This is a genomic window from Longimycelium tulufanense (assembly GCF_014645795.1).
In the GTDB taxonomy this organism is placed as follows: Bacteria; Actinomycetota; Actinomycetes; order Mycobacteriales; family Pseudonocardiaceae; genus Longimycelium; species Longimycelium tulufanense.
This window is the reverse complement of record NZ_BMMK01000015.1, coordinates 81,529-101,360: the sequence shown is the minus strand read 5'-3', so window position 1 is coordinate 101,360 and position 19,832 is coordinate 81,529. Positions and strand designations below refer to the sequence as shown.

Genomic DNA, 19,832 nt, shown 5'->3' with positions numbered 1-19,832 from the left:
TACGGCGACAAGATCGCGTCGCCACCGTTGTCCGTGCGGACAATATCCCCGGCACGCTCAGGCGTGCCGACCACCCGGCTCGCCGACCAGCCCCGGGAACAGCCGTAGCGCGTGCAGCGCCGCCGCAAGCTCGGCGACGGCGGTCGGCCGTTCCAGGGGACGTCCGGTCTCCCTCTCGATGCGCCGCAACCGATAGCGCACCGTGTTGGGGTGGCAGTAGAGCCGGTGCGCGGTCTCGGTGGCCGAGCCCCCGGTGTCCATCCACGCCTGGAGAGTGTTGAGCAGGCTGGCCCGGTCGTGGTCGGGCAGCTCCAGCAACGGGCCGAGCACCACCTGGGCCAGTCGTTGCGCCGCGTCCGGGGCCGCCGCGGTGAGGGTGGCCAATGGCGTGGCGTCGAACTCTGCGACCTGCGGCTGCCCCCCGGGGACGCTGGCCATCGCCACCCGCGCGTAGTGCACCGCCTGCACGGTCTCGCGCAGGGCACGGAAGATCGGGCTGAGCCCGATACGGTCGGCCGTGGACCGTTTCAGCAACGGGATCGCGGCCCGCAGGTCGGGGCCGCGCAGGGACAGCAAGCCGAGCTGCACGTCGGGAAACCACCGCCACGCGGAGGTGATGTCGTGGGCGCGCAGCATCGACTCCAGGCGGGGCAACGCGTCCTGCCGAATCCCGGCGGGCTCGGCGGCGACCGCCACGAAGGTGCCCTCGTAGGGCAACCGCAGCAAGCGGGCGATCTCCCAGAGCGTTGCGGTATCGGTGATGCGCCCGGTGAACAGCAGCTCGACCAGTGCCGAGCGTTCCTGTTCCTGCTGCAGCACACGCTCGGTGGCGGCGGCCCGGTAGGCGGTGCTCAGCGCCTCGCTGTGCAGGTCGCACAGCCACCAGACGACGCTGGCGGCCGAGGCGAGCGTCTCCGGGGCTCCCCCGACCCGGGCCGCCTCCCCAGCCAGCTCGCTCCACAGGAACGAGAAGCCGATGCGGAAGGCGCGCACGACCTCGGTCAGCGGCGCGCCCTGCCGGGCCCGCAACCGGCCGGTCTCGGCGGGTCGGGTCAGGTCCGGAGGCCGGGTCTCGCCGAGGTGGTCGATGGCCAGCCCCAGGTTGGCCCGGACCGACGCGTGCAGGTCGTCGGCGGCCACGATGTCGCCGGTCCGGTAGAACTCGACCTCGCTCAGGATGCGGTCGGTCAGCCGTCCGGACAGCTCGGGCAGCCGGTCCTGCAGCGCCGCCGCGAACCTGGCCATGTCGTCACACTGCAGTTGCGAAGTCATAGCACGATGCACCAGCTCGAAGGGTGTCCTGTTTGCCGTACCGGTGGTCGTGGGCACCACGTCCAGCCACTGCCACTTTTCGCATCGCGTCACCATTGACCAGGGTCGTGTTCGCCCGACGCGGGTGGCGCGTGCGTGCCCGTGCCGGCGCCGCGGGAAGGTCGGGCGTGACGGTGGTCCCCACCCGCCGTCCGTCGTGGCCCCACCAGGCGAACTGGTTGCTTCGACCGGTGGAACATGGCCGCGGCTAGGCCGCGGAACTTACCAGCGAGTTCACCTGGCCGGAACCCACTGGGCCGCCTGCATTGATGCCGGTCGCCAGCGGCGTTACCGGCGAGTTGGGATGCTTCCTTTCGTGCAGCTGGCGGACCACATCAGGGGACGCCGGGATGCTTCTTGATGCGTGCTTGTGTCCTAGCGGCACGGCGTGCCTTACGACCGGGCCCGGGGTGACCACGCTGTCCGGCGGTGAGCAGAAACGGCTCGTCCTGGAGGCGTCGCTGCGTGGCCCCGAGCAGGTCCTGCTGCTCGACGAGCCGGACAACTACCTCTACGTCCCGGGCAAGCGTTGGCTGGAGGGCAGCCCGTCCGCACCGGCAAGGGCGTGCTGCTGGTCAGCTCCGGTTGATCGGGCTGACCGAGGCGTTCGACCTGGAGTTGTTTTCGGTGACCGCTACCTGCTGTTCCGGTCCGACGGGCGCGTGATGGAGACGGAGGCTCCGGTCTGGGACGAGCCGCGGGTGCAACGCGCGGGTTGACCCCGGCTCGTCCCTCGTGCCGGCTGCTAACGGTTCTGCGTGACGTCGCCGGTGCGGGCGTCGATCTTGACCTCGATTCGGGCGCCGTCCTGCCGGACGAGGTCGACCTCCCACACCAGGGTTCCGTCGCCGAGGGTGTCGAGGTCGACATCGGTCACCCGGCCACGTTCCCGCTCGGCGGCGGACTCCGCCGCGGTGGCGGCGTCGACCTGGGTCTGGGCGACCTTCTGCACATCGTCGTCGGGGTCGTTGTCCTCGTCCCGGGACACCACCTGGGTGCCGTCGGCCGAGACGTCGAGGGTGAACTCACGGCCCTCGGAGGCGACCTTGACCTCCCAGACCCGCTCGCCGTTCCGGGTTTCCTGCTCCAGGTCGAACGCCCGGCCGTTGGGGAGGGCGCCGGCGGCTGTGCGGAGCGCCCGCGCGACCTCGACGGCTCCGTCGTCCTGCCCGCGGGTCCTCGTCTCCGGGGTGGTCGTGGTGACGGTGGGTGGGGGTGGCTGGTCCTGCCCGGCGGGCGGCGTCCCGCCTCGGTCGCACGCGGTGGCAACGGTGGCCACGGCGGCGACGATCAACAGGCTCGCACGGGTTCCCTTCCTCATGATCCAGTCTTACCCCCTCAGCGCCCCGAGCATGTGTCGGGTTGTGTCGGTGATCCCCTGCCCGGGTGACAGAAACGGACGGGCTCCGCTCAAAGTGTGAACTGCCGAATCATGTCGTGCGAGGACAGGATCGATGGGGAGAACGATCTTCGGGACTAGACTGAACGAGTGAATTCGGAAAGTTACGAAGCATTCGAGATCCCCAATTTCGAGTTCGAGCACGGCGGTACCCTGCGTCCAGCCCGACTGGCCCACAAGACCTGTGACCCGCCCGCGCTTCCGTAGACCATCCGCAGAACCGCACGTTGCGGCGGCCTTTGTTGTCCTTGTTCTGCTTGGTCTCGAGCCGCTGCGCCGAAGAAGGTTATTCTTGTCATCACTGAAACTATAGGCACAGAAGATCCCACGAACTGTCCGCTCGCACGCGACCTCGGCCTCGCCCCCGGCGCCGTGGCGCGGGCGTCTTGCGAGCTGGCGACCACCGGCGTGCTGCACACTGCTCGTTGCTGGGGAACCCGCGCCGCCGCGTCCGAGACGCTGGGCCAGCCCGATCCCCTTACCGGGGCCACGCACGATTTCGCGGGCCGGGCGCGGGGGCTCGGCGTCGACGTCGACACCGCGTTGGCCGCTGTGCGTGCGACCTACGCCGAGCAGGCCGCAACGCCACGACCGTTCATCCCGACACACTCGACGACACCTGGTTGACCGGGTCGGGCCGGCTCATACCTCCCGCCGTGGGACTTGTCGTGCGTCGGTCGGAGCGGTGGGGAAAGCTGGGCCGCGGGCGTGTTCCAGGTCGTCGAGCCGAGGGAGGCGTTCGTGGGCAGCGACGGTTTCGAGTACCTGTGGCTGATGGCGGGCTGCGTCCTGATCACCCTGCCGCTGGAGTTCTTGGGTGCGGGCGTCTACCGGCGTCCCGAGCGCCTGGCGCGAACGTTGCTTCCGGTGATCGGTGTCTTCCTGGCGTGGGACCTCATCGGCTTCGTCCGCGGCCACTGGGGTTTCAACCCACAGTTCGTCACCGGTGTCACCCTCCCCGGTGGTCTCCCCGTGGAGGAGCTGGTCTTCTTCGTGGTCATCCCGCTATGCGCGTTGCTGACCTACGAGGCTGTCAGTGGCCTGTTCGACCGGCGTCCGCAACCGCTGACCGGCTTCGGCGTGGGCGGAACGTCATGAGCCCGGAGTACCTCATTGCCGCAATCGTCGTCGCGGTGCTGGTCGTGCTGCTCGAGCTGCTGGTCCTGCGCACCGGGTTGTTCCGCCGGCGGGCCTACTGGCTCAGCCTCGGCATCGTGTTCGCCTTCCAGGTCCCGGTCGACGGGTGGCTGACGAAGCTGAGCGCGCCGATCGTCCAGTATGCCGACTGGGCCATCCTCGGTGTCCGCGCCCCCTGGGACATCCCGGTGGAGGACTTCCTGTTCAGCTTCGCGATGGTCACCGCCACGCTGGTGTTGTGGGAAGCCTCCCGGATCCGGGAGGACGCACGGTGACCGCGGCGAAGGTCCCCCGGGCCTGGGTACCAGGTGCCTTCGACGCCGCGGCACGCGGCTACGACCTTCTCGTCGGGGCCAACCCCGGCTACCACCGCCACCTGAGGATGTCGGCTTTGCGGGCCCGCACCGGCCCCGGATCCGGGCTCCGGATCCTGGATCTGGGCTGCGGTACGGGAGCTTCCACGGCGGCTCTACTCGCGGTGGCCCCGGCCGCCCAGATCGTGGGGGTGGACGCTTCGGCGGGGATGCTGGCCCGCGCCCGGGCGAAGACGTGGCCGGACAATGTGCGGTTCGTACACGCCAGCGCCGGCCAGCTCGCCGAAGCCGACATGGACGCCCCGTTCGACGTGATCTTTGCCGCCTACCTGGTGCGCAACCTCGACGATCCGGACAGGGCATTGCGCCGGCTGCGCGGGATGTTGCGGCCGGGCGGGCAGCTGGTGGTGCACGAGTATTCGGTCCGCGACTCATGGTGGCACCGTCTGGTGTGGACTGTGGTGTGCTGGTCCGTGATCGTCCCGCTGGGAACGGTCGTGGCGCGCGATCCTCGACTCTTCGTCTACCTGTGGCGGAGCGTGCTCAGCTTCGACGGTGTGCAGACATTTCGAAATCGATTGTTCGGCTGTGGATTCGACCCGGTGGACGTCTCGCCGGTGACCGGGTGGCAGCGGGGCATCGTGCACACATTCGTGGCGTGCCAACCACAACCGGAGGTGACGCGATGAGGTGGTGTCGCGGACGCGGCGGGACGCTCCGACCGGGCCGGGATCGGCGTGCGGTGCATCTGCCCGGCCCCGAGGGGCGTGCCGACACCGAGCATCTCGACCGGCGGCCCCGGGTCGTTGTGGCCGGTGGCGGGATCGCCGGTCTGTCGGCGGCCACCGTCCTGGCCGAACGTGGCGTCGAGGTCGTACTGTGCGAGCGCGAGTCCTATCTGGGCGGACGTGTCGGGAGTTGGTCGACGCGACTTGCCAGTGGCAGCACTGTCACCATGTCCCGCGGGTTCCACGCGTTCTTCCGTCAGTACTACAACCTGCGTCGCCTGCTGCGCCGTGCGGATCCCGCGGCGGCCGGTTTGATCGATCTGCGGGACTATCCCCTACTGCACGCCGACGGCCACCGCGACAGCTTCTCCCGCGTTCCGCGCACTCCTCCGTGGAACGCACTGGGATTCCTCCTGCGCACACCAACGTTCCGTTGGCAGGACCTCGCCCGGGTGGACACTCGGGCAGCCCTTCTGCTGCTGGACGTCGCGGTTCCCCGCGTCTACGACAGGCTCGACGGGCTTGACGCCGACAGCTACCTGCGCGCACTGAGGTTCCCGGCCACCGCGCGCCACCTCGCGCTGTCGGTGTTCTCCCGGAGCTTCTTCGTCCCGCCCGAACAGCTCTCGGCCGCCGAGCTGGCCACCATGTTCCACATCTATTTCTTCGGTTCCGCCGAAGGGTTGGTCTTCGACACCGCCGCCGGCCCGTTCGGGCAGGTGTTGTGGGACCCGTTGCGTCGTCATCTGGAGAACAACGGCGCGGTTGTCCGCAGTGGCACCGTCGTCTCCGCGGTCACGCACAGCGGGCCACGCCGTTACCAGGCACGGACCGCAAACGGCGAGGCGATCGACGCGGACGCGGTGGTGCTGGCACTGAACGTTCGCGGGCTTCAGGCGGTCTGTGCGGCGTCCCCGGACCTCGGCGACCCTGAGTGGCGAGCCCGGATCGCGGCGCTGGGCTCGGCTCCACCGTTCCTGGTCTCCCGGTTGTGGTTGGACCGCCCCATCCGCGCCGACCGTCCCGCGTTCCTGGGGACCGCCGGTTTCGGAATCCTGGACAACGTCAGCGTGCTCGACCGCTACGAGCGGGAAGCCCGGGAATGGGCGAGGCAGCATCGAGGTTCGGTCGTGGAACTCCACGCCTACGCCCTTCCCGAGGGAACGGACAAGGCGTGGGCGCGCCGGGAGTTGGTCCGGCACCTGCACCAGGTGTATCCGGAGACCGCCGGCGCGCACACCATCGACGAGCGCCACGAGTGGCGCACCGACTGCCCACTTTTCCCTCCGGGCAGCTATTCCCGACGGCCCGATGTGTGTACCACCGAGGACTTCCTGGTCCTGGCCGGCGACCTGGTGCGCGTGGACCTGCCAGTGGCGTTGATGGAGCGCGCGGCCACCAGTGGTGTGCTGGCCGCCAACGCGTTGCTGTCGCGCTGGGGCGTCCAGGGTGAGTCGGTGTGGAGTGTGCCCACCACGGGCCGGGTCCGGCTGCTGCGGACGCTGGCGTCCCGGCTGGGCCGGGTGCCACGGTTCGGAGCGGCTCAACCGGGCCAGCGTCCGGTGGTACGTAGCTCGTAGCGACGTTCGGCGTAGGCAAGGTCGTCCCGCCACAGCCGCCGGGCGGCCCAGCGCATGACGGGTCGTAGCAGCGGGCTTGCGTGTCGGGCGAGAGCGAAGCCGCGACGCTCGGAATGTGCCACGCTGGCCTCGATCACCGCCGTCCGCGGCGTGCCGTCGGGTGTGGGCCCCAGTGGCGTGGCGTGGGTTTCCACCACGCTGCTCTGGCCTTCGCCTTCCACGATGCGCATCACGACGGTGCGTGGTTCGGGACAGGTGAACTCCGCGACCACCGGTACCCCCACCCGGCCGGCGAGCCGGAAGGTGACCCGCACCAGCATGCGGTCGGCATCCGCCGCCAGGTCGGATTCCTCGGGTGGGGCGGAAAGTACCGTGAGGTTGGCGAATGAGTACGGGTGGAACCAGGCGCCGTGCCACGGATCGAGCCGGTTCGCCACCACGTCCTCCGGCTCGCAGCGGCCGATCATCGTGGCCACGGCGGCGATCGCCCCCGCACCCGGACGCTTCGGCAGCAGCGGTTGTGGTGTGGGCTGCTCGGCACCGACCTGGTCGAGCCGGATCCAGGCCAGCACGCCGTCATCGTGGGTTGGGAAGGGCTGCCAGGAGGCGATTCGCCGCTCCCCCAACGCCAACCCGTGCCACCGACACACCAAACTTCCACTATGGACAACTGCGTCGCACAGCGGCGCGCCTAGATGGGGGCAGGCGCCCGGGCCGGCGCGCAACGCGCCTTCGGTGTCGCGCCAGGCCACGATCTCGTGGCCGGCGACGGTGCGGGCGAAGGGCCGTTCGGCGCGGATCTCGTTGCTGGCGGCCAGTACGAACCAGTTCCCGGACGGTCGTGCCTGGGCCCGTTTGAGTGCCGCCTCGATGAGCGAGGGTTTCGCGTCCCGCCAAGTCGGCCGCTGTTCCGCCCAGGGCGCGGCGGTGAACCACCGCAGCGGCCAGTGGCGGCGGAGGGAAGGGGAACCGAACATGGGCGACTCCCTTCGGCGAAGGCTGCGCGCATGCCCACCGTAGGGCTGATCGCCCGATCCCACCGGCCACACGCCGGTGGCCCCGTGATGGCTTCACGGGGATGATCAACAAAGCCCACCCCCTAAGTTTCCAGTCTCATTGATCTTGTGGCGGGCGAGCAAGATCACGAAAGCGGGGTCTCGGTGACCGGTGGGTGGGGGGCGGTAAGCGGATCCGCAGCCGGCGGACCCGGGCGTCACTCGTGGAAGGCGGCCAGGATGCGCTGGGCGGCCAGGGCCGGGGTGAGGCTGCCCTCGGCGACCTGCTGGTCCAGCTCGGGCGCGAGCGCGCGCACCGTGGGGTGCTCGTGCAGCTCCTGCAGCAGCCAGTCGTGGGCCATGGCCCAGGTCCAGCCGTGCAACTGGCGACGCCGCTTGTCGGCCAGTTCCCCGGACGCCGACAGCTGTTCCTGGTGCCGCACGACGTTCTCCCAGACCCGGTCCACGCCGACGTTCTGCAACGCGCTGCAGGTCAGCACCGGGGTGTGCCAGGTGGCGTCGGCCGAGCGCAGCAGCCGCAGCGCGCCGGCCAGCTCGCGGGCGGCGCGGGTGGCGTCGCGCTCGTGTGGCCCGTCGGCCTTGTTGACGGTGATGACGTCGGCCAGCTCCAGCACGCCCTTCTTGATGCCCTGCAGCTGGTCGCCGGTGCGGGCCAGGCTGAGCAGCAGGAAGGTGTCGACCATGTCGGCCACGGCCACCTCGGACTGGCCGACGCCCACGGTCTCGACCAGCACCACGTCGTAGCCGGCGGCCTCCATGACCACGATGGTCTCCCGGGTGGCCTTGGCCACCCCGCCGAGCGTGCCGGCGGTCGGGGACGGCCGGACGAAGGCGTTCGGGTCGGTCGACAGCCGGCTCATCCGGGTCTTGTCACCGAGAATGCTGCCGCCGCTGCGGGTGGACGAGGGATCCACGGCCAGCACCGCCACCTGGTGGCCCCGGCCGGTCAGCAGCGTGCCGAGGGTGTCGATGAAGGTGGACTTGCCCGCCCCGGGCACGCCGCTGATGCCCACCCGCCGGGCCTTGCCGGTGTGGGGCAGCAGCTCGACGAGCAGCTGCTGGGCGGCGTCGCGGTGGTCGGGGCGGCGGGACTCCACCAGGGTGACGGCGCGGGCGATCCAGGCCCGCGAGCCGGCGCGCACCCCGTCGGTGTACTGCTGGACGTCGATGGTGCCCGACATGTCAGACGGTGTGTCCAAGCCGGCCGGACAGGGTCTGCAGCAGCTTCTCCGCGGCATCGGGGATGACGGTGCCGGGCGGGAAGATGGCGGTGGCGCCCGCGGCGAGCAACGCGTCGTGGTCCTGCGGTGGGATGACCCCGCCGACCACGATGAGGACGTCCTCGCGGCCGAGCGCGGCCAGCTCCTCGCGCAGCGCCGGTACCAGCGTGAGGTGGCCGGCGGCCAGCGAGGAGACGCCGACGATGTGCACGTCGGCCTCCACGGCCTGCCGCGCGACCTCGGCCGGCGTCTGGAACAGCGGGCCGACGTCGACGTCGAAGCCGAGGTCGGCGAACGCCGAGGCGATCACCTTCTGGCCGCGGTCGTGCCCGTCCTGACCCATCTTGGCGACCAGGATGCGGGGACGCCGACCCTCGGCGCGCTCGAACTCCTCGGCGGCCTTGCGGGTACGTTCGACGGTGTCCACGCCTGTTGCTTCCTGTCGGTAGACCCCGGAGATGGTGCGGATCTGCCCAGTGTGTCGACCGTAGACCTTCTCCAGGGCATCGGAGATCTCGCCCACGGTGGCCCGGGCGCGGGCGGCCTCGATCGACAGGGCGAGCAGGTTCTGCTCCAGCCCGGGGCCGCGGCGGCCGTGCTGGGCGGCCTCGGCGGCGCGGGTCAGCGCCTCCAGTGCGGCCCGGCAGGCCGGCTCGTCGCGTTCGGCGCGCAGCCGCCGCAGCTTGTCGATCTGCTGGGCGAGCACGGTCTTGTTGTCGACCTTGAGCACCTCGATCGCCTCGTCGGCGGCCACCTGGTACTTGTTGACACCGATGACCGGTTGCCGGCCGGAGTCGATGCGGGCCTGGGTACGGGCGGCGGCCTCCTCCACGCGCATCTTGGGGATGCCCTCGTCGATGGCACGGGCCATGCCGCCGGCCGCCTCCACCTCCTGGATGTGCGCCCAGGCACGGCGGGCCAGGTCGTGGGTGAGCCGCTCGACGTAGGCGCTGCCGCCCCACGGGTCGATGACCCGGGTGGTGCCGGACTCCTGCTGCAGCACCAGCTGGGTGTTGCGGGCGATCCGGGCGGAGAAGTCGGTGGGCAACGCCAGTGCCTCGTCGAGTGCGTTGGTGTGCAGCGACTGGGTGTGGCCCTGGGTGGCGGCCATCGCCTCCATGCAGGTACGCACGACGTTGTTGAACACGTCCTGGGCGGTCAGCGACCAGCCGGAGGTCTGGCAGTGCGTGCGCAGCGACAGCGACTTGGGGTTGGTGGCCCCGAACCCCTTGACCAGCTTGGCCCACAGCAGGCGGGCCGCGCGCAGCTTGGCGACCTCCATGAAGAAGTTCATGCCGATCGCCCAGAAGAACGACAGCCGCGGCGCGAAGGCGTCGATGTCCAGCCCGGCGTCCCGGCCGGCCCGCAGGTACTCGATGCCATCGGCCAGGGTGTAGGCCAGCTCCAGGTCGGCGGTGGCCCCGGCCTCCTGGATGTGGTAGCCGGAGATGGAGATGGAGTTGAACTTCGGCATCCGCTGCGAGGTGAAGGCGAAGATGTCGGAGATGATCCGCATCGACGGCTGCGGCGGGTAGATGTAGGTGTTGCGGACCATGAACTCCTTGAGGATGTCGTTCTGGATGGTCCCCGACAGCTTCTCCGGTGCCACCCCCTGTTCCTCGGCCGCCACTATGTAGAGGGCCAGAACCGGGAGCACGGCGCCGTTCATGGTCATCGACACGCTCATCTTGTCCAGCGGGATGCCGTCGAAGAGCTGCCGCATGTCGTAGAGGGAGTCGATGGCGACCCCGGCCATCCCGACATCGCCGGTCACCCGCGGGTGGTCGCTGTCGTAGCCGCGGTGGGTGGCCAGGTCGAAGGCCACCGACAGGCCCTTCTGGCCGGCGGCAAGGTTGCGCCGGTAGAAGGCGTTGGACTCCTCGGCGGTGGAGAAGCCCGCGTACTGGCGGACCGTCCACGGCTGGGTCACGTACATCGTCGGGTACGGCCCGCGCAGGTAGGGCGCGATTCCCGGGTAGGTGCCCAGAAAGTCCAGTCCGGTGAGGTCATCGGCGGTGTAGAGCGGTTTGACGGCGATGCCCTCCGGGGTGTCCCACACCAGCTGCGCGGGGTCCTCACCGGTGGTGTCCCGCAGCGCGGCACGCCAGCGGTCGGGATCGGTCGTGCCGTGCGCCGGGCCGAGCTCGACGTCACCGAAGTCGGGAATCAGGCTGTGCGGCATCAGGCCACTCCCAGGTCGTGCAGGGTCGTGCGGAGGATGCCGAGAGCGTCGCATCCGGTGAACACGTAGTCGTCGACGCCGGCAGCCGCGTCCGAGGCGGCCCGGTCGCCGGGCTTGCCGGCCAGCCAGACCCGCTGGGCGCCGGCCTCGGTGAGCGCGCGGGCGACCGGGGCAGCCAGTTCGGCGTAGGTCTTCGCCGCTCCGCACAGGCAGGCCACGGTGGAGCCACTGGCGGTGAAGGCCGCCGCGATCTCGGCCGGGTCGGTGGCCGGGCCGCTGGTGGGGGTGGCCAGGCCCGCCGCCTGGAACAGGTTGGCGGCGAAGGTGGCGCGAGCGGTGTGCGCGGCGATCGGGCCGAGGGTCGCCAGGAACACCGCGGGCCGGCTGCCGGTGGTGGCCGTGTGGGCGTCGACCCGATCGCGCAGGGCCTCGAAATCCTGGGCGTAGCGCAGGCGGGGCAGCCCACCGCCCGGGGCGGGCGGGGCAGGGGTGCGTGCCGGGAGTTCCTCGTCGAGGTTGGGGAACTCGCTGACCCCGGTGACTGGGTCGCGGCGGTGGGCCAGTTCGTCGGCGCGGCGGGCGGCGGTGGCGGCCAGCCGGCGCGCCACCAGCCCGTCGGCCAGGGCGCGGGCCAGGCCGCCGGCCCGCTCGATCTCGGTGAACCACGCCCACGCGGCGCTGGCGAGGTCCTCGGTGAGCCGCTCGACGTACCAGGAGCCGCCCGCGGGGTCGATCACGCGGGCGACGTGGGATTCCTCCAGCAGCAGGGACTGGGTGTTGCGGGCGATGCGACGGGCGAAGTCGTCGGACAGGCCCAGGGCGGTGTCGAACGGCAGCACGGTGACCGCGTCCGCCCCACCCACACCGGCGGCGAAGCAGGCGACCGTGGTGCGCAGCATGTTCACCCACGGGTCACGACGGGTCATCATCGCCGGCGAGGTGACCGCGTGCTGACGTTGGGCCCGGTCGCTTTCCTCGGCGCCGCACACCTCGCCGACGCGGGCCCACAGTCGCCGGGCAGCGCGCAGCTTGGCGATGGTGAGGAACTGGTCGGCGGTGGCGGCGTAGCGGAACTCCAGTTGCCGCAGTGCCGTGGTGAGGTCGAGTCCTCCGTCGGTGAGGGCACGCAGGTAGGCGAGGCCGGCGGCGAGGGTGCAGCCCAGCTCCTCGGTGTCGCTACCGCCCGCCTCGTGGTACGGCAGCCCGTCGACCGTGAGGGCGCGCAGCCCGCCGAGCTCGGTGGCACAGCGGGTGGCCCAGGTGGTGGCGATGGCCACGTCGGGTTCGCCGCCGGTACGGGCGGCCAGCCCGAGCGGGTCGAGGCCGAGGCCGCCCCGCAGTTGGGCCGGGTCGGCGCCGCGGGAGCGAGCCAGCTCCAGCAGGGCCTCGGCGGCGGCCGGGCCGGTCGTGCCGCCGTCCAGCACGACACCGGCCAGGTCGAGGTAGACCTCGGCGAGGACATGGGGCAAGGCGGTGGCGGGAAGGCCACCGTCGCCCACGGCCAGCCACAGCGAGCTGACGCCGTTCTCCAGGTCGGCGAGCACCGCCTCCCGCGTCACCTTCGGGTCGGGGTGGGCGTGCCGTTGCCGGACGTCCCAGCCGCCGACCACGGCGCCCTGCGGGCGGCTGCCGCGCACGAACGGCGCCAGCCCGGGCAGCCCGGTGGTGGGCAGCGGATCCTCGGCGGTGTGGAGCGGGGCGACGGTGACCCCGTCGTAGGTGGTGGTGGCGAGCAGCTCCTCGGGCTCCCGCGGGGTGTCGGTGCCGTCCGGATCGACCGCTCCCGACTTGCGCAGCACGCCGAGTACCAGCTCACGCCACTGGTCCCGGCTGGCCGCCGGGAAGTCAGCGGCCAGGGTGAACTCGTCCGACGACACCGTCATGTCCCGGATAGTCCCATGCCCTCACCGGGTGAGATCGTTCAACGTGTCGGTGGTCACTGCCAGCGATGAGTAGTGGCTGCCGGTGAGGACCCACTCCCCCGTGGCGGGATTCTGGAGGTGGTCTCCATGATGGAGGTGCACCTTCACATTTCGGGGGAGCCGGGGGGAGCAACCGGGATGGCACTACGGACGATCGCTCTCGAAGAGCACTACGCGACCCCGGCGTTTCTGGCCGGTCCCGGGCGTCAGCTCACCGGGCAGTTCGAGGCGGCTCGCGCGCATCCGGTGGCGGCGGGCTTGACCGGGCTCGTCGAACATTTGTGCGACACGGTGTAGTGGACGTTCTCCCTCAGGGAGGCGCCGACCCGGCGATCCAGCCCTGTCATCTCCCTCGGGAAGGTCAGCTCCGTTCCTCGACCTGCTGCTTCAGGTCGGTGCGGACCGGATCATGTTCTCCACCGACCACCTCTACGGATCGACGCAGCAAGCGCGCACCTTCTTGGATCAGCTTCCGGTGAGCACCCGGACAAGGAGCGGATCGCGCACCACAACGCCGAACGGCTCCTGCCACTGTGAACGGCGGTGCGGCTGTCCCGGCGAACGAGAACGCCACGACCGGCGCCCCGCCAGGTCCACCACACCCGGTAGGAAGGCATGGCGGGGCGGCGCGGTCGTAGCCCGGAGCCGAGGAGTGGCATCGCAGGGACGTCAGGGTGGAACGCTCCCCGCGGCTCACGGTCTTGCTGACACACCCTGGTTGCCGTGTCCCTGCGGTGTTTCCGTGTCACCGCAGGGTATTGCGATCGTTACTGGGTGGCCAGGGTGAGCCCGAACGTCTGCAACGCCTTGCCGACGGGCTGGAAGAACGTGGTACCGCCGCGCTTGCAGTCCCCGTCGCCGCCGGAAGTCATGCCCTGGGCCTGGTTTCCGCTGATGAAGGAACCGCCGGAGTCGCCCGGCTCCGCGCACACGCTGGTGCGGGTCAGCCCGCTGACGACCTTGCCGTTGCCGTAGTTGACGGTCTGGTTGAACGCCTGGATCTCGCCGCAGAAGAAACCGGTGGTGGAGCCCGACCGGCACACCGAGGACCCGACCGGCGCAACCTGTGCGCCGCGAACGGCGATCGCTCGCCCGTCGTAGTGGTTGACGCCCGGCATCAGCCGGGAGGACCTGTTGGTGACGTCGACCAGTCCGAAGTCCCCGAGCCGGTTGAAGACGCTGCGGCTGATCCGCCCGATCTCCTGGCCGTCAGCGCCGATGGCCGGGCCGCCGGTCTCGGTGCAGTGGCCGGCGGTGAGGAAGTGCCGTTGCCCGTTGCGGCCGGTGGCGGCGAACCCGATGGAGCAGCGGCCCCCCTGGCCGCCGGCCGCGCCGAAGGTGAAGGGATTACCGCCGACGACGTCGGACAGCGGACGCGGTGCGTGATCGGTCTCCACGATGCGGACGGTGGTGCCGCTGGCCCGTGCCTTGGCCAGGAACCGTTGGGTGGCCTGGTCCTTGCGGGCGCGGTTGACCTCCACGACGACGCTGTTGGTGCGGGGCTGGACGTACCAACCGGTGACCGCGGACGGCGCCTCGGCGGGTCCCCACTGGTCGATCTTGGTCTTGGCGGTGTTCAGGCTCGCCATGGTGTGCTGGACGACCTTCGGCTCGGCGCCGGCCGAGCGCACCTTCCCGGCGAGGTCCGCCTTGGTGATCGCCACGACCGGGCGCTTGCGGCCGGCGTCGAACCATGCCCCGGCGTAGGCGTCCCCGAGCGTGCCGCGCAGCGTGGAGACGGTGGCACCGGCCCGGTCCTCCTCGTCCAGCCGCTGACGGGCGCGCTCGGAGGTCAGGCCGAGATCGCGCTGCAGGGCGGAGAGCATCTCGGCCGGGACCTGGGCCCGGTGCCGGCTCGCGGCGTTGCTGGGCTGGTGGCTGGACCCGCTGGCCACCGGCGCGGGCTCGGCGTTGCCCCATTGCGGCACCGCGACCGCCACCGCGATCCCGGTGAGCATGGCGAGCGTGCCCGCTAGGGGCACGACGGCCTTGCGGTTGTACCGGTGTCGACCCACCCGGCTGCCTCCTCGACGCGACGTCACGAATCCGACCCCGCGGGTTGTCGCCGGTGCATCGCTTCCGGTGCACCGCGCCCACAGCAGGTCACGTTTTGGTCTACGGAACAGGGGCGGATTCGGTTCAGTGGTTGCGGCCCGGGATCGGTCCCCGGCGGTCGCGGTGACGCCGCGCCCGGCCGGCGGCGGAGCATATTTGCGTTGATCACTGGCCATCCGCCGGGTACGGTCGGGTCCATGCGCTAGCTGTACTTCTCCGCGACTTTCCCGTTATCCGCGCACGGTCGTGCGCCGCCCTGCCGCCTTTCCCTTCCGTGGCATCAGTCCAAACCGGTGGAAAGGCGTTGGAAGTCATGCCCGATCACGTGCGCACGCTGCGGACCTTGCCGTCGACGGAGACGGTGTCGTGGGTGTGTCGGAGTCTCGGTGGGGCGCGAATTCTGGCCAGCGAGTTCCTCCCGGGCGGGAACTCGCACGCCAACCATGCCCTCCTGGTCGACGGGCCGGTGCCCTACCAGGTGGTGTTACGGCGTTGGGTGCGCCCGGGCTGGTGGGTGGCGGACCCGGACTTCACCGTGGAGCGGGAGGTGGCGGCGCTGGCCCTGCTGGAGCGGGCCGATGTGCCGGCACCGCGGGTCATTGCCGCGGACCCGACCGGCGAGCACGGGGACGCGCCGGCGTTGCTGATGACGCGCCTACCGGGGTCATCCCCTGACGGCAGGACGGCGTGCTCGCCGGAGTTCCTCCCGCGGCTGGCCCTCGCCGCGGCCGCGATCCATCGGATCACCCGGCCCTGGCCGGGGATTCCGGACTACCGCCCGTACAATGATCTGCACCACCCCTGCCCGCCGGCCCGCAGCAGTCGGGCCTGGCTGTGGGAGCGGGCCTTCACCGCCCTGGCCGGTACGGCACCGGCGGGGCAGGAGGCGTTCGTGCACCGGGACTTCCACCCGGACAACACGTTGTGGCAGGGCGCACGGTTGACCGGCGTGGTCGACTGGACGACCGCCTCCCGCGGCGTGGCCGGGGTCGACCTCGGCCACATGCGGTGGAACCTCGTGTTGGACCGCGGGGAGCGGCACGCCGACCAGTTCCTGACGCACTACGCGCGGGTGTCGGAGGTCGACCTGGGCTGCCAGGCGTACTGGGATGTGCGCACCGTGGTGGATCTGCTGCCCGACGACGGGCTGACCGTCGCGGAGCTGGCCTTGCTCGAGCCCTACCTGGCCCGGTGTCTGGCCGAGTTGTGAGTCCCACGACGGCAGTCGGGGTGCCGTGTGGCTGACCGTCGAACGGGGGGTGCTGTTACGGGGTGGTCGTGCTGCGGGACCGGGTGGTCCGGCAGGCCCATCGCCCCACGGCCCGCAGGGTCAAGGCCAGGACCACGAACAGCCCGATCAGCACGAGGGCTGTGACCATGTCACTCATCGACGGAACTGCTTCCTGGGAGGCTCATCGGTACTTCGCCGGCGACGCCGGATACCCCAGCATCGGCACGAGGAGCCCGGTTGCACAGGGTGGGCCACGGAAGGTTGACACCGAAGCACCTGGTTGTTGACGCGGTCTTGACGTCTGCGTGCATCTTCCGGCTTCGTACAACAGGAGCAAGGGTGATCCGAGTCACGAAAGCGTAGCAGTCGAGTGGTGGCCGACATACCGATTTCGTGCGAACTGGGCGGCCGGGAAGGAAAGGAGCGAAACGAACCGCCGAACGACCCGCGTCGCACAGCCCATGCCATGAGTAAGACCAAGACGCAGTGTGACCGGGTGACAGGTCCGCCAAAACCAGGGTTGTAACGCTCGGGCGAATGCGGACCCGATGCCGGGGTACCGGTTCGGTGCGCAGGAAACGCCCTACCCGAGCGAGAAGTCGCCGTGCCGGCCGGCGCCCCCGGCGAACCGGGCGGCGCCGGGAAGCGCGTCGGTCGCCAGGGACGTCAGGCCGTGTCGCAGCTCGTTGGCCAGTGCCGCCGGCTCGGTCATTCCCTCCTGCTCCAGCAGGGAGAGCCGGTCGTGCCGCAGGCACGTCTGCGGGAACGCCGCGATCCGGGTGGCCAGTTCCTCGGCCTCGGCCCGTGCCCGGCCGGTGGGGACGACGCGGTTGACCAACCCCATCTCCAATGCCTCCGACGCCGGGACTCCGCGCCCGGTCAGCACCAGGTCCATCGCCCGGCTCGAGCCGATCAACCGCGGCAGCCGCACGGTCCCGCCGTCGATCAGCGGGACCCCCCAACGCCGGCAGAACACACCCAGCACGGCGTCTTCCTCGGCTACCCGCAGGTCGCACCACAACGCCAGTTCCAGCCCGCCGGCCACGGCGTAGCCGGAAATGGCGGCGATGACCGGCTTGCCCAGCCGCAGCCGGGTCGGGCCCATCGGCCCGTCGCCGTCCTCGGCGACCCGGTTGCCCCGTTCGGTCCCGATCGCCTTGAGGTCCGCGCCCGAGCAGAACGTGCCGCCCTCACCCCACAGCACCGCCACCGCGGCGTCGGGGTCGGCGTCGAAGGCACGGAGGGCCTCGGCCAACTGCTCGGCGGTCGGCCCGTCCACCGCGTTGCGGGTCTCGGGCCGGGACAACACCACCGTGGTGACCGGGCCGTTGCGTTCGCTGCGTACCGCCATGGCTCTCGCCTCCCGGACCGGGCGGATCGGCACGCGGGCGCCCGGTGTGACGACGAGTAACACGTTCGTGGGGTGCACGGCAAGAACTCCCGGCTCCACCGTCCGGCCCAGCGGCGACCTCTTGCCACAAGTGGTGAACCGTGGTTCATTGCTTGCGTGCCCTATCGCCGCACCCCCGCCGTGCAGGCCCGGCTCGACGCGCTCCGTGCCGGGATCCTCGCCGCAGCCACCGCCCAGATCGCCGAGCACGGCTACGCCGGCTGCATCGTCGCCGCAGTCGCCCGCCGCGCCGGGGTCGCCACCGGCACCGTCTACCGCCACTTCCCCGCCAAGGCCGACCTGCTGGCCGAGGTCTTCCGCAGCGTCGTCACGCGCGAGGTCGCCGCCGTGGCCGAGGCCGCCCGCCGCCCCACCGGCACCCTCACCGAACGCATCACCGCCGTGGTCGAGACCTTCGCCGGCCGCGCGCTGAAGGCCCCCCGCCTCGCCTACGCCCTGCTCGCCGAGCCGGTCGACCCGGCGGTGGACACCGAGCGCCTCGCCTTCCGTGAGGCATTCCGCGACGTCATCGCCACCGCCGTGGCCGAGGGCGTCCGTACTGGCCACCTGCCCCCACAGAACGCCCGACTCACCGCCGCCGCGCTGGTGGGCGCCATCGGCGAGGCCCTCGTCGGCCCGCTGGCCGCCGGCACCCCCGACGTCGACACCCTCCCCGCTCTGGTCACCTTCTCGCTCCGCGCCCTGGGAGTTCCCGATGCCCACCCATGAGGTCACCAACCAGGTTCCCCCGCTCACCGGTCACGACGTCGCCGCCGACCCCGCGCTCGGAGAGTCGCTGCACCGCGAGGGCGCCGGCTGGGCCTCCGAGGAGCTGCACACCCTCGGCCGCCTCGCCGGCACCGAGCAGGTCCAGGACCTCGGGCGCCTGGCCAACGCCTACCCGCCCGTCCTGCGCACCCACGACCGCTACGGCCACCGCATCGACGAGGTCGAGTTCCACCACGCCTGGCACGAGCTGATGACCACCGCCGTCGCCCACGGGCTGCACGCCGCGCCCTGGCGCGACACCCGGGCCGGTGCGCACGTGGCCCGCGCCGCCAAGGTTCTGGTCTGGAGCCAGGTCGAGCCCGGCCACATCTGCCCGATCTCCATGACCTACGCCGCGGTGCCCGCACTCCGGCACACCCCTGACCTCGCCGCTCGGCTCGAACCGCTGCTCGCCGCCCCCCATTACGACTTCGGCCTGCGCGAACCCACCACCAAGCGCGGCCTCATCGCAGGCATGTCCATGACCGAGAAGCAGGGCGGCTCCGACGTTCGTGCCAACACCACCACCGCCACCCCCACCGATGACGGCGCCCACCTGCTCACCGGGCACAAGTGGTTCACCTCAGCGCCGATGTCCGACGTCTTCCTCACGCTGGCCCAGGGCCCCGAAGGGCTCACCTGCTTCCTGCTCCCCCGCGTCCTGCCCGACGGCACGCGCAACCGCATCCACCTGCAACGCCTCAAGGACAAGCTGGGCAACCGCTCCAACGCCTCCGCCGAGATCGAGTACGACCAGGCACTCGGCTGGCTCGTCGGAGAGCCGGGCCGCGGCGTGCGCACCATCATCGACATGGTCAACATGACCCGCCTGGACTGCATCCTCGGCGCCGCCGCCGGCATGCGTTGGGGCCTCGTTCAGGCCGTCCACCACGCCACCCACCGCCGGGCCTTCGGCCGCCACCTGATCGACCAGCCCCTGATGGCCAACGTCCTCACCGACCTCGCCGTCGAGTCGGAGGCCGCCACCGTGCTGGCCCTGCGCCTGGCTGGCGCCACCGACCGCGCGGCCCGCGGCGAGGAGGCCGAGGAGACCTTCCGCCGGCTCGCCCTGGCGGTCGGCAAGTACTGGGTGTGCAAGCGCGCACCGGCGCACGCCGCCGAAGCCCTGGAATGCCTGGGCGGCAACGGTTACGTCGAGGAGTCCGGCATGCCCCGGCTGTACCGGGAGGCGCCGCTGGTCTCCATCTGGGAGGGCTCCGGCAACGTCGCCGCCCTCGACGTCCTGCGCGCCATGGCCACCCGCCCGGACACCGCCGAGGCGTTCCTGGCCGAGATCGACTTGGCCGCCGGCGCCGACCACCGGCTCGACGCGGCCATCGGCCGGCTCCGCGCCGAGCTCACCGATCTCGAGCACGTCGAAAGCCGCACCCGCCGCCTGGTCGAGCTCATGGCCCTGGTGCTGCAGGGCGCCCTGTTGGCTCGGCACGGCCACCCGGCTGTCGCGGACGCCTTCTGTGCCTCCCGCCTCACCGGCGACCACGGACTGGCCTTCGGCACCCTCCCACCCACCGCGGACACCAAGTCCATTGTGGACCGTGCTCGACCGGAGCCGGCCTGA

The 19,832-nt window shown here is 71.1% G+C and carries 19 protein-coding genes; 10 read left to right on the top strand and 9 right to left on the bottom strand.

Annotation, left to right across the window (positions count from 1 at the left end; translation table 11 throughout):
- Window positions 1-57: 57 nt before the first annotated feature.
- A complete protein-coding gene (locus tag IEY55_RS16670; RefSeq protein ID WP_189058846.1) occupies window positions 58-1,245 on the bottom strand; it encodes a PucR family transcriptional regulator in 1,188 nt (395 codons plus the stop codon).
- A gap of 476 nt (window positions 1,246-1,721) precedes the next feature.
- Here IEY55_RS16670 and IEY55_RS33225 point away from each other — a divergent pair, with 476 nt between their 5' ends.
- Window positions 1,722-2,030: a P-loop NTPase family protein gene (locus IEY55_RS33225; protein ID WP_444543292.1), complete on the top strand. Its 309-nt coding sequence runs from the start codon at window positions 1,722-1,724 to the stop codon at window positions 2,028-2,030.
- Window positions 2,031-2,056: 26 nt separating this feature from the next.
- Here IEY55_RS33225 and IEY55_RS16660 read toward each other — a convergent pair whose 3' ends face one another.
- Complete coding sequence (locus IEY55_RS16660) at window positions 2,057-2,632, bottom strand: PepSY domain-containing protein (protein WP_189058844.1); 576 nt, start codon at window positions 2,630-2,632, stop codon at window positions 2,057-2,059.
- Window positions 2,633-3,082: 450 nt separating this feature from the next.
- Here IEY55_RS16660 and IEY55_RS16655 point away from each other — a divergent pair, with 450 nt between their 5' ends.
- The 5 genes from IEY55_RS16655 (at window position 3,083) to IEY55_RS16635 (ending at window position 6,469) form a co-directional block, all read left to right on the top strand.
- On the top strand, window positions 3,083-3,337 hold the full coding sequence (locus tag IEY55_RS16655; protein ID WP_189058842.1) for a hypothetical protein: 255 nt from the start codon (window positions 3,083-3,085) through the stop codon (window positions 3,335-3,337).
- A gap of 81 nt (window positions 3,338-3,418) precedes the next feature.
- Entirely contained in the window at window positions 3,419-3,808 is a 390-nt protein-coding gene (locus IEY55_RS16650; RefSeq protein ID WP_308424767.1) for a lycopene cyclase domain-containing protein, read from the top strand.
- A complete protein-coding gene (locus IEY55_RS16645; protein ID WP_189058840.1) occupies window positions 3,805-4,122 on the top strand; it encodes a lycopene cyclase domain-containing protein in 318 nt (105 codons plus the stop codon). The genes IEY55_RS16650 and IEY55_RS16645 overlap by 4 nt, the downstream gene beginning before the upstream one ends.
- A complete protein-coding gene (locus IEY55_RS16640; RefSeq protein WP_189058838.1) occupies window positions 4,119-4,850 on the top strand; it encodes a class I SAM-dependent methyltransferase in 732 nt (243 codons plus the stop codon). Before IEY55_RS16645 ends, IEY55_RS16640 begins: the two co-directional genes overlap by 4 nt.
- On the top strand, window positions 4,847-6,469 hold the full coding sequence (locus tag IEY55_RS16635; protein WP_189058836.1) for a hydroxysqualene dehydroxylase: 1,623 nt from the start codon (window positions 4,847-4,849) through the stop codon (window positions 6,467-6,469). The genes IEY55_RS16640 and IEY55_RS16635 overlap by 4 nt, the downstream gene beginning before the upstream one ends.
- Here the strand turns inward: IEY55_RS16635 and IEY55_RS16630 are convergent.
- The 4 genes from IEY55_RS16630 to mutA form a co-directional block, all read right to left on the bottom strand.
- Window positions 6,433-7,446, bottom strand: coding sequence for a Rieske (2Fe-2S) protein (locus tag IEY55_RS16630; RefSeq protein WP_189058834.1), 1,014 nt, complete (start codon window positions 7,444-7,446; stop codon window positions 6,433-6,435). The genes IEY55_RS16635 and IEY55_RS16630 overlap by 37 nt on opposite strands.
- A gap of 236 nt (window positions 7,447-7,682) precedes the next feature.
- Window positions 7,683-8,666, bottom strand: a complete 984-nt coding sequence (gene meaB / locus IEY55_RS16625; RefSeq protein ID WP_189058832.1) for a methylmalonyl Co-A mutase-associated GTPase MeaB — start codon at window positions 8,664-8,666, stop codon at window positions 7,683-7,685.
- A 1-nt stretch (window position 8,667) separates the two neighbouring features.
- On the bottom strand, window positions 8,668-10,887 hold the full coding sequence (scpA, locus tag IEY55_RS16620; RefSeq protein ID WP_189058830.1) for a methylmalonyl-CoA mutase: 2,220 nt from the start codon (window positions 10,885-10,887) through the stop codon (window positions 8,668-8,670).
- A complete protein-coding gene (gene mutA / locus IEY55_RS16615) occupies window positions 10,887-12,770 on the bottom strand; it encodes a methylmalonyl-CoA mutase small subunit (protein WP_189058828.1) in 1,884 nt (627 codons plus the stop codon). The genes scpA and mutA overlap by 1 nt, the downstream gene beginning before the upstream one ends.
- Window positions 12,771-12,947: 177 nt before the next feature.
- Here mutA and IEY55_RS16610 point away from each other — a divergent pair, with 177 nt between their 5' ends.
- On the top strand, window positions 12,948-13,106 hold the full coding sequence (locus IEY55_RS16610; protein WP_189058826.1) for a hypothetical protein: 159 nt from the start codon (window positions 12,948-12,950) through the stop codon (window positions 13,104-13,106).
- A 470-nt stretch (window positions 13,107-13,576) separates the two neighbouring features.
- Here the strand turns inward: IEY55_RS16610 and IEY55_RS16605 are convergent, their stop codons facing one another.
- Window positions 13,577-14,824, bottom strand: coding sequence for a S1 family peptidase (locus IEY55_RS16605; protein WP_189058824.1), 1,248 nt, complete (start codon window positions 14,822-14,824; stop codon window positions 13,577-13,579).
- Window positions 14,825-15,177: 353 nt separating this feature from the next.
- Between IEY55_RS16605 and IEY55_RS16600 the strand changes: the two genes are divergently transcribed.
- Window positions 15,178-16,074, top strand: coding sequence for a phosphotransferase family protein (locus IEY55_RS16600; protein ID WP_189058822.1), 897 nt, complete (start codon window positions 15,178-15,180; stop codon window positions 16,072-16,074).
- Between the two features lie 55 nt (window positions 16,075-16,129).
- Here IEY55_RS16600 and IEY55_RS32560 read toward each other — a convergent pair whose 3' ends face one another.
- The gene (locus IEY55_RS32560) at window positions 16,130-16,252 is read right to left on the bottom strand and encodes a hypothetical protein (RefSeq protein ID WP_268239322.1); all 123 of its coding nucleotides are present in this window, start codon (window positions 16,250-16,252) and stop codon (window positions 16,130-16,132) included.
- Window positions 16,253-16,678: 426 nt separating this feature from the next.
- Window positions 16,679-17,446 carry a crotonase/enoyl-CoA hydratase family protein gene (locus IEY55_RS16595; protein ID WP_189058947.1) on the bottom strand — a complete coding sequence of 256 codons (768 nt, stop codon included), beginning with the start codon at window positions 17,444-17,446 and terminating at the stop codon, window positions 16,679-16,681.
- Window positions 17,447-17,602: 156 nt separating this feature from the next.
- Between IEY55_RS16595 and IEY55_RS16590 the strand changes: the two genes are divergently transcribed.
- The gene (locus IEY55_RS16590) at window positions 17,603-18,214 is read left to right on the top strand and encodes a TetR/AcrR family transcriptional regulator (RefSeq protein WP_189058820.1); all 612 of its coding nucleotides are present in this window, start codon (window positions 17,603-17,605) and stop codon (window positions 18,212-18,214) included.
- Window positions 18,201-19,832, top strand: a complete 1,632-nt coding sequence (locus IEY55_RS16585; protein ID WP_189058818.1) for an acyl-CoA dehydrogenase family protein — start codon at window positions 18,201-18,203, stop codon at window positions 19,830-19,832. Before IEY55_RS16590 ends, IEY55_RS16585 begins: the two co-directional genes overlap by 14 nt.